We start from the raw sequence: 10,898 nt of genomic DNA, 5'->3' as shown, positions 1-10,898 counted from the left end.
ATTATGAGAATAAAAAAAATAACTTTAATAATTTTTACAATGATAATTTCTCTTATGTGCAGTTCACATAAGAAAAATATAATTTTTACAGATGATTTTAACTTTATTCAGATTTATGAAGAATTAAAAATTAGCAAAACAATAAAATTAGTACGATTTCAAGAAGATGATTATTTTTCAGCTCATCTTTACAAATGCAAAACTTCTTTTTATAAAGATATAATAAAAAAAAGAACATACTATCTTCATGAAAATAAAGCAATTAATAATATAATTGTAACCGAATACCTTTTTAAAGATTCTGTAGCTGCAAATCAATCTTTTAATATTGTTAATGAATATGTAACTTTTCTTCGCAATTTAGAAAGGAAAGATTATAGTAAAAAGTGTTATGAAATTTGGGATGAACAACCCTATTTTGTAACACAAATGCAGAATCATATCTATATTTATACAATATTGGATGATTTAAAATTTGATAAAAATAATAATAGCATCGAAACTATTATTAATAATTCTAAAGAAATTTTATTAGATGATCTTTATAATGAATTTGACTCAAAATGTAAGATATTAGATTAGATACCCCATGCTATCGCAAGTATCTTACTCGTAAGACAAATAAAATCAACAAAGAATAAATAAAAAACCTTGCAACAATGCGAGGTTTTTATACCTAATTCACAGGCAATCCTTACCTAAGCGAAGCACTTAAACCAGTAGAAGAAAATCAGGAACCACCGGAAGGGAAGGCTGGCCGAGAAACTCAATCGCCCGAATATGCACAATGATCGCTCGGACATGCTACGATAGCACGAAAATACTTTCCGTGTCCTCAAAGTATTCTAAATCATTTTAATTTTATTCCTGCAGGGCCACAAAACCCCGCAGGAATGGATAATTACTAACACATTATTTAAAAATAGATTCCTGAATAACTTTTTGAATATCTTCTCTAATTTTATCTTTAGCTAATACATTTCCAGCAGCAGTCACTTCTGGATACGTTCTGTTGGATAGAAAAACATATACAATTTCTGTAGCCGGATCAACCCAAACCATATCTCCCGTAAAGCCAGTGTGTCCAAAACTTGACGGAGAAACACATTGACAAGTTGGCCCATCTTTCCCTAATCTTTTATCAAAACCCAAACCTCTTTCAATTCCTTCTGAACAAAAATGACAAGTGTTGAAAACATCAAAAGTTTCAGGCGAAAAATAATTGATGCCGCCATAATTTCCTTTTTGCAGAAACAATTGCATCATTTTGGCAACGTCCATTGCGTTAGAAAAAATTCCGGCGTGACCTGCAACTCCGCCTTCCATAGCCGCCGCCATATCGTGTACATAACCCTGAACGGTCTGATGTCTAAAGTAATTATCCACTTCGCTTGGCGCAATCACATTTCGATCAAATTTTTGTAATGGGTTGTATGTCGTGTAATTCATTCCTAAAGTAGAGTAGAAGTTATTTTGGCTCAGTGATTCCAAACTTTTTTTGGTTTGATATTCTAAATATTCTTTCAGGATTATAAAAGTAAAATCACTGTATTTGTATTCTTTTTTTATCGAAAGCGGAGTGTCTTTAATGATTTTCATAATGGTATCGTGATAATCATTCCTTAAGAAAAGACTATCAGCAACTTTTGTAGAAAACTCACTGTTGGCCGTTTTACTGTAATATTTCGCCATTGGATTATTGTCTTTATCCAAAGTCGCTTTGTAAAACGGAATCCAGGCCTGAAGCCCTGCATAGTGCGTCATTAGGTTTTTGAAAGAAATATTTTCCTTATTACTGCCTGCAAAATAAGGCAACATTGTTTTTAATGGCGTGTCCAGATTTACTTTTTTCTGATCATACATTTGCATCACATTCGGAAGTGTAGAAATAATTTTGGAGATAGAAGCAACATCGTATAAGTCGGAATCCGTAACTTTTGGCGAATCATCATACGTATGATTTCCGTATGATTTCTGAAAAACTACTTTTCCTCTTCTTGCCACAACCACCTGCATTCCCGGAGCCATTTTTCCGTTGATGGCTTTGGCTGCAATAACATCAATTTTTGACAAAGTCGAGGAACTCATATCCTCATTTTCGGGAGTTGTAAATCCTAAACGATTTATTTTCTCTGTTGTCAATCCATCATTTACATCAAAAGCATCATTGATAGAAACAGGTAATTTTCCTTTAGCATCAACCGCTCCAAAAATGATTTCTGCCGAAACTGTCTGACTTATTACGGAGTTTTGGTAGGAAACCACAAGTCCTTTAATAGCATCAAAATCAGGAATTGATAATAAGGAGTATGGTTTTGTAAAAACATCTAGGATTACATTATTGTTCTCGGCGATTTTTTTCAGCCAAAACAATTCAATTTCTGAAAATTCATGTTTTTCCCAGGCTTTGTCTAATTTGTGAAAACCAACAATTACCGTGTTGTATTTTTTTAATTCAATATTTAATGAATCGACATTGGTATTCGAAATTTCGGTTACTTCGGTGTATTTTTTTAAAGTCGAAACAAAAGCGCTGTTGGTGTCATCACCTAATTTTACGTAAGCAATCTTCTGGTTTAAATCTTTTATCGGAAGAATTTCCGATTTGTTTTTTAAAACCGTAATCGCGTTTTCGAACAATTTATATTGCAAAGCGTCGTTTTCAGGTGTATTTAAATCAGACTGTAAAGTGTTGGTTTCGATTGGTTTGAAATTGTTTAAACCTATTTTGTATTTGTAAGCCAAAATTTTTCTAACCGAATGTGCTAATCGTTCTTCCGTTACAGTTCCATCATTATAAGCCGCCATTATTTTTTGAACAGCCAAAGGTACATCGTCCGGACAAAGCAAAATATCATTTCCGGCAAGAAAAGCTGCCAAATCAAGGTCTCCAGGGCCTTTGAAATTTGCCGCACCTTTCATACCTAAACCATCGGTAATAATCAAACCTTCGAAACCCAATTGTTTTTGAAGCAAATTCGTCACGACATTATACGACGCCGAAGTAGGCATGTTTTCCGTAGGTTCTAAACTCGGAATATTAAGATGACCCACCATTACAGAAGCCATTCCGTCATCAAAAAGGCGTTTGAAAGGATATAATTCGACCAAATCAATTCGCTCTTTTGTAAAAGCTACGGTTGGTAAAGTTTTGTGTGAATCTGTAGCAGTATCTCCGTGACCTGGGAAATGTTTTCCTGTCGAAAATACACCGTGACTTTGAGCGCCTTTCATCAGAGCAGCAGCTTTATTGGCTACATTGGTTTTGGTTTCGCCAAAAGAGCGATTGCCAATAATTGGGTTTTTTGGATTGGTATTAATATCTAAAACGGGCGCAAAGTTAAAGTGAACGCCTAATCTTTTGCTTTCTTTACCCATGTGTTCACCCACTTGTTCCAATAATTTCAAATCCTGGATAGCACCCAAAGTCATGTTCCAGGGATAACGATACGTTGAATCCAAACGCATGTTCAATCCCCATTCGGCATCAATGCCAATGAATAAAGGAACTTTTGATGCAGCTTGGTATCTGTTCGTTAATTTCGCCTGACGTACAGGGCCTCCCTGAAAGAAAATTAAGGCTCCGATTTTGAAGTCTTTTATCAGTTTATCAATTTTATGAATGTGAGTGGTGTCTTTGTTCGAATAAGCCGAAACCATAAACAGTTGTCCCACTTTTTCATCCAGAGTCATTTGCTTGTAAATGCTATCTACCCATTGTTTTTCTTTGTCAGAATCCTTAAAAAAGACAACTTTTTCAGCTTTTGTTTTTGGCGTGTAAACTTCCTGATTCTTCGACAATATTTCTTTTTCCTGATTAGAAACTATAGTGGCTTCTTTGACGCTTTTACAATTAATAACTAAAGAAAGTATGGCAAGCGATAAGGTTGTTTTTATAAAATAATTTTTCATTTTGGTATAAGTTAAGCGGCTTTTTAGTTTTTTAATTGCTAAAAAGAAAGGGAATTATATTTTGAATTTTATTATAAACGTTTATTTATAAGTATTTGTTAGGTGTAATGAATAAAAATTTACTTAAACACATAGAAAAAATAGATTTTTATGATTTTTGAAAAAAGTAAACCAAAAAGAAGCTCGTTTCTGACACATAGCTATGTGTTTTAATGCAAGTGAAACGCCTTTTTTTGAGTTCAATTAGCTATGTTTCTATGTGTTAAAAATAATTACCCAACGGGTTTATTTATAAATTAAATAAGGTTGTCTCATTTTTTTAAATTGCTCCAAACCATTTTTCCAGGTTTTACGAATATCATCTTCAGAAATGCCTTTTTCTATTTGTTCCTGTAATTTTTTTGTCCCGGCTAATTTGGTGAAAAACGGAATGAAAAATGTCGATTTATCAGCAGTGTTTTTATACGCTTCGATTAGCCATTTAAGTTCTAATCGATGAAGTTTAGGTTCGTTTGATAAATCTTCTCCGTAGCAAAGTTCTCCGTTATGAGGAGGCGTTTTAGATCCAAAATTAGGTTTTGGCGTAAAACTAAATCCTTTTTTAGGTAAAAATGGAGAACCGTAAATCTGAAATTGTTTTTCGGTTCCGCGCCCTAAACTTACATTGGTTCCTTCAAAAAAACATAAACTGGCGTATAAATTAATCGATTGATCGTTTGGTAAATTTGGAGAGGGTTTTGCCAGAATACTGTAACTCATTTCGCGCTTGTAGTTTGAACATTCAATTACGGTAAGTTTGCATTGAACACCTTCTTTTAGCCATTTTTCACCATTAATCATTTGGCCATATTCGCCAATTGTCATTCCGTGAAGAACAGGAATTGGGTGCATACCAATGAAACTTTTAAATTCTTTTTCTAAAATCGGACCATCAACAATGCTACCGTTTGGGTTTGGTCTGTCAAGAATGATAAGCGGCACATTATTTTCGGCGCAAGCCTCCATAACATAATGCAAAGAAGAGATGTAAGTGTAGAATCGAGCTCCAACATCCTGGATGTCAAAAACCATTACATCCATGTTTTTGAATTGCTCTGGTTTTGGTTTTTTGTTGTCTCCGTAAAGCGAAATAACTGACAAACCCGTTTTAGCATCTTTTCCGTCATGAACATGTTCCCCGGCATCGGCAGTTCCTCTAAAACCATGTTCTGGAGCAAAAATGTATTGAATATTTATTTTTTTGTCTAATAAAAAATCGACCAAATGTACTTTGTTAGACAAAAGCCCGGTTTGATTGGTTACAATTCCAACTTTTTTATCTTTCAATAAAGGCAAGTATTTTTCAAAATTATCAGCACCGGTTTTGATTTCAGTATTCGTGCAAATACTATTGTTTTCGGATGGCCGCAGCACATTCGAAAAAGATAGAATTGGAAATAATAAAAATAGGGGTGTGAGTTTTTTTAGAATTCGTTTCATAGTAATGGTGGAATTAGAATACCGATTAAAGTCAAAATTTTAAGTAGCTCTAGTAAATTTAAGATTATTATTCGAACATTATTTAATGTTTTTTGACTGAGTTTTGACTGAATAGGTATGAAAATGCCTCTTCAGTTTTTAGTCCCAGATGAATTAAAGCAATAAAATTTTAAAATAATACCTCTGAATTATGTATCCAGAGGTATTAAATTGTTAATTGGTTTTGTGGTAATTTATAAAAATTACCAGCCAGGATTTTGTTTTAATTCGATACCTTCTGCAGCATACAAACTAATATCATTTGTAGGAATTGCACTAAAGTAATTTTTTGGTGATACAAATACTCTTGATACACCTGTTGCATAAGGAATTACGTATCCTTCTGCATTTACTTTTGTTTTTGAGCCAGATCCTATCAAATCTGTTATTTTAGCCCCTAAGGCAACGTCTGGGTTTGCATTAGTATCCAGATAATCTCCTTTTTTCCAACGCATAAGATCTTCTTTTCTCATAGTTGTCCAACTCATAAACTCGATTCTGCGTTCACGACGAATCTCCCATATAATTGGATTAACAACTCCAGAAATTAATTCTAATGCACTTGTTCTTTGCGGATCATTGATTTGTACTCCACCAACTGTGGCATTTGTACCATCGGTAGTCAAAGTAGCAATTCCTGCACGTGTACGAACTTTGTTGATCGATAAATTAAGATCAGCATTGGTAACTGTACCTAATTCTGCGCATGCTTCAGCGTAATTTAAATAAACTTCGCTTAGAGTAAAAATTGGAGCATCAATTTGATTTTGTCCTCCTGTTGTAACTTCTGTACCTGTTGTATTCGGATTGTTATATAACTGGATTACATAACCTGTTATAGATGATAAACCATTACCTGTAGGTTTGTCAGAATAGGCGTATTCTGCTGTACTAAAAGCTTTAGCAAATCTTGGATCTCTGTTAGCAAAAGTATTGGCAATATTGTTGTCACCTAGATATTGATCATTTCCAGCTTGCTTGATAGGTAATCCATTAGTAGTTACATAACTTTCCGCAGCAAATTTTGTCAATCCGTTTTGAGTAGTAGATGTATTAGTATATGATTGTACTGAATTTCCTAATACACCTCTAATATATCTTTTTGTCAAAATTACTTCGGTATTTCCTAATAGCTCAACAGAATTGTAAAGTGATTTCCAATCTGCGTTTAGTTTGAAAGAATTATTGTTCATTACAGCTAAAGACGCTTCTTTTGCTTTCTGAAGATAAGTATCTCCATTCTGTGACAAATTGTATTTTCTGTAAGTACCTTCACTCAAACACACTCGGCTTAATAATGCATAAGCGGTATATTTATTTACAGTAACATTACTATCATCAATGTTTAATAACATTGGAATTGCTTCTTCCAAATCTTTAATTACATTATTAATTACCTCTGCTCGTTCCAAAGCTGGTTTATATACATTAATATCACTTTGAGCTAAATACATGTCTGTATAAGGTACATTACCAAACTGCTGAGCTAAACGAAAATAAGTATGCGCTCTGAAAAACTTTGCTACACCTATATAGTGGTTTTTCTTCACCTGATCCATTGGTGTATTAGGTACTCTTTCTAACATAAGATTACAACGACGAATCAAAGTGTAATATTCGTTCCAGTTTGCGTTAGTAGCATTCGCAGTCGTTGGAAAGTTAATAAAAGTGTTCATTGCAAGGTTGTCGTCTATTAACCCTGTAGCCGAAGCATGAAAGTAAAAATCGGCTGTAATACCAGTATTATTTCCGTAACCATTAAAGGTATTATAGTTTAACCAAGAGAATGTTTTTACGTTATTTTCCGAAGTCCAAAAATTTTCGTCTGAAAACACATCTTCAGGAGGTGTATCCAAAAAATCTGAACAGCTAACCGCCAGACTTGCAATTGTAAGCAAGGCAACTGATAGTTTTATCCTGGAGTTTATTATTAATTTTCTCATTTTAATTAATTTTTAATTTTTAAATACATTTTTTAAAACGCAAGTTGAATACCAACTGACCATGTTTTAGAATAAGGGAAAGTTCTTCCCCATACTGCTTCAGTTTCATTAATTTCAGGATCTACTGGCAATTTACTGCTTTTCCAGGTTGCCAAGTTTAAGCCAGAAACGTAAGGTCTAATTTTATCCATTCCGATTTTTTGGGCAAGACTTTTAGGTAAAGTATATCCAAGAGTTACAGATTTTAAACGTAAATAAGACATGTCTAATAAATAACGTGATTGCGCAACAAAATTATTTGATCCAGGTGCATAAGCTCCAAAAGCATTAGCAGCATGTCCAACATATGGATTAGGATAATGCGCCTCAGTATTTGTTGGTGTCCAGTAGTCATTCATGTTCTCATACATAGCATCTGTTCTGTTGTAGAATGGCAATACTAAGTCAGAAGTCGTCCAGTATTCACGTTTACCAACTCCCTGAAAGAAAGCATCAATATCAAATCCGTATAAAGCACCCCCTAAGCGAACTCCATATTGGTAACGTGGAGTTGTGTTACCAATAACTTTTAAATCTCCTGGATTAGCAGCTGTTCCATCTCCTCTTGAAATTACTCCATCTCCGTTTAAGTCTTTGTACATTACATCTCCCGCACCATATTTAAAAACTCCTGATCTTATATTTTTATAATCAACACCATTTATTATTAATCCTGTTGCGTCAATTTGATCTGTAGATTGAATTAATCGGTCTGTTTCTAATCCCCAGATTTCACCCAATTTTTGACCTGCATAAAAAGATCCCAAAAGTTTAGAAGAGTTGTTCCATTCTGTTACTTCTGTAGTATTGTCTGAAAGGGTAAGATCTGCATAAACACTTATGTTTTTGTTTATTTGTTTATTAAAGTTAAGCGCTAGTTCCCAACCAGTAGTTCTTAAATTTCCTGAGTTTGTACTGGCAGCAGCCTGACCAAATGAACCCGGAAGTGTTTTACCTGGAGCTAACATTCCTTTAGTATCACGTTGATAATAATCAAAAGACAAACCTAACATATCTAATACACGAATATCGATACCAATATCCTGAGTAGTTACTTTTTCCCAAGTTAAATCAGGATCAACATTTGATGGTTGATTTACAGAAGGTGGTACAGTTACACCACTACCTACCCAAAAAGGATTAGAGTTAGACATAGTTGGTAAAAAGGCATTGGCAGCAATATTTTGATTTCCGATAGAACCGATAGATCCACGGATTTTCAAATCATTTAACCAGTTTCTTGTACTTTCCATGAAACCTTCTTCCGAAATTCTATATCCAACAGAAGCAGAAGGGAAGAATCCCCATTGTTCATCAGTTGGGAATTTTGATGAACCATCATAACGCCCATTTACTTCTAATAGATATTTTCCTTTGTAATCATAATTCACACGTGCAAAAAATCCAGCAATTGCGTATCTTGATAAACCTGGGTTTAAAATCGCATTAGAAGAAAGAGGTGAAGTAAATTGATCACCAATAGCTAAATTAAACTCTGGTTTGTTTTTATCCAAAAGGGTGTTTCTACGAGCATAGGTTCTTTCAAAATCATACCATTCTGAGTTCAAACCACCCAATACTTTAAAGTTATGGTTTTCGCCTAATCTTTTGGTGTAATTGGCATAGATATTTGCTACATTTCTAATATAAGATGATTTAGTTTGTGCAACAAAATCATTTGCCGTTTCCATTGATGTAGGTTTTCCTGCAACTAAGTCAGCTGCACCCGACCACCAGTCCCAAAGAGGCACCTGACCACCGTTTTGCTTTAGACTTGAAAAATTATTATTTACACTATATTCCCCAATTATATTGAAGTCTTTTGTAATTTGAGCAGTAAGTTTTCCGCTTAGCCTGATGTCATTTGACTTACTTTCATTTTGAGAAGCATTGGCCATATAACCTGGCGCATGTCTGAAGTAAGTACCATTATAAGTACCATAAGGAAAGTAAGAACCCCAACGCATATAGTAACCAAAATAACCGTTACCAGCAGTATCAAGACCACTGTTGTAGTAGTTGAAAGGAGAGTTATATTCCTGGAAAGATCCTAATACTTTAAAATCTCCCGTAAGCCAGCTTGCTAACTGTGTTGTAAATCCAAGATTAAGATTGATTCTTTGATTAGTTTCGTTGTTAATTTTCATAACACCTTCTTGATTAGCAAGGCTTAAAGATGCAATAAAAGAACTTTTTTCACCTAAAGAACCTTGAGCAGATAAATTGTGAAGTGTTTGTATTGCATTCTTTTTTAACATTTCTGCATGCGGATCCCAAATTCTGAAAAAGTATTCTCTTCCACCAATCACGTCAAAATCTTCTCCTAAAATCATATTTTTGTCATTACTACTTCTTGTAGAACCATATTTTTCTTTCCACTCAATGATTCTAGGCAATAATGTTTTATAGTTCATACCAAAAGACTCCGGATTTGCATTTCCAGCTCTGTCTTGTGCCTGTATCATAACCGGAAGCTCTACTGTTGGGTCATTAAATTCAACCAAAGAGATAGGATTACTCCAGCCTATATTATTACTGTAAGAGAATCTTACTTTGCCTTTGGAATTTTTACCATTTTTAGTTGTAATTAATATTACTCCAAATGCAGCACGTGCTCCATAAATAGAAGCGGAAGCAGCGTCTTTAAGTACAGACATTGATTCTACATCTTCTGCATTTAGTAATGACAAATCTCCAGGAACACCATCAATTAAAACAAGTGGTGACCCTGAAGCAACTCCATTTACAATTGTCCCGGCTCCACGAATATTAACACTTGATGATTTACCTATATTACCAGAATCAAAAGAAATATTAAGACCAGGCGTAGTTCCTTGTAAACCTCTTGTGATATCTGTAATAGGAATACTTCCTAAAGCTTTTTTAACATCTACTTTAGCAACCGCACCGGTTAAATTAGCTTTCTTTTGAGATGAGAAACCCACAACGACAACTTCGTCTAGTTTTGATGTAGCTTCTGCCAGATCCACGTTGGTTGCATCACCAGCTCTCACATCTTTAGTTTCATATCCTACATAGCTAAAGCTAAGCACATCATCTGTATTCGCATTAATTGAATACTTACCGTCAAAATCTGTAACGGTACTGGTTTTAGTTCCTTTAATAAGAATTGTAACTCCAGGTATCGGAATACCATCGGCTTTGTTTTTAACAGTTCCAGTAATTGTTTTTGTCTGTGCAAATGTTAGTTGTACTACTAAAAACAACAATGAAAATAGGAAATTTTTTTTCATAATTATGTTAGTTTTTCATGGTTATGTGGCAAATATATATATTATTTTAACAAAATGCGATTTTATGCAATTTTTTTAAATAAAATATCAAATAACGCAAAATAGCGCATTAAAAAAATAAGAAATAAATTATATATGTTAAAATTTAGGCTATACCTCAAATCGACATAATTAAATACGTTATTATGCGTTATTTAGCTTAAATTAAGTTAAAATATGCAAATAAATGCGT

The 10,898-nt window shown here is 33.9% G+C and carries 5 protein-coding genes; 1 reads left to right on the top strand and 4 read right to left on the bottom strand.

The features are described 5' to 3' along the window. Positions 1-3: 3 nt before the first annotated feature. Positions 4-582: a hypothetical protein gene (locus GON26_RS13825; RefSeq protein ID WP_160375369.1), complete on the top strand. Its 579-nt coding sequence runs from the start codon at positions 4-6 to the stop codon at positions 580-582. 330 nt (positions 583-912) lie between these two features. On the opposite strand, the gene GON26_RS13820 is transcribed toward GON26_RS13825, so the two are convergent. From GON26_RS13820 to GON26_RS13805, 4 genes are all read right to left on the bottom strand, one after another. Further along, positions 913-3,912, bottom strand: a complete 3,000-nt coding sequence (locus GON26_RS13820; RefSeq protein WP_160375368.1) for a glycoside hydrolase family 3 N-terminal domain-containing protein — start codon at positions 3,910-3,912, stop codon at positions 913-915. A 285-nt stretch (positions 3,913-4,197) separates the two neighbouring features. Further along, positions 4,198-5,391, bottom strand: coding sequence for an exo-beta-N-acetylmuramidase NamZ family protein (locus GON26_RS13815; RefSeq protein ID WP_160375367.1), 1,194 nt, complete (start codon positions 5,389-5,391; stop codon positions 4,198-4,200). 242 nt (positions 5,392-5,633) lie between these two features. Beyond that, complete coding sequence (locus GON26_RS13810) at positions 5,634-7,373, bottom strand: RagB/SusD family nutrient uptake outer membrane protein (protein ID WP_160375366.1); 1,740 nt, start codon at positions 7,371-7,373, stop codon at positions 5,634-5,636. A 32-nt stretch (positions 7,374-7,405) separates the two neighbouring features. Continuing rightward, positions 7,406-10,666 carry a SusC/RagA family TonB-linked outer membrane protein gene (locus GON26_RS13805; RefSeq protein WP_160375365.1) on the bottom strand — a complete coding sequence of 1,087 codons (3,261 nt, stop codon included), beginning with the start codon at positions 10,664-10,666 and terminating at the stop codon, positions 7,406-7,408. Positions 10,667-10,898: the final 232 nt, after the last annotated feature.

It is taken from the genome of Flavobacterium hydrocarbonoxydans (genome assembly GCF_009789235.1).
In the GTDB taxonomy this organism is placed as follows: Bacteria; Bacteroidota; Bacteroidia; order Flavobacteriales; family Flavobacteriaceae; genus Flavobacterium; species Flavobacterium hydrocarbonoxydans.
This window is presented reverse-complemented; position numbering and strand designations above follow the sequence as displayed.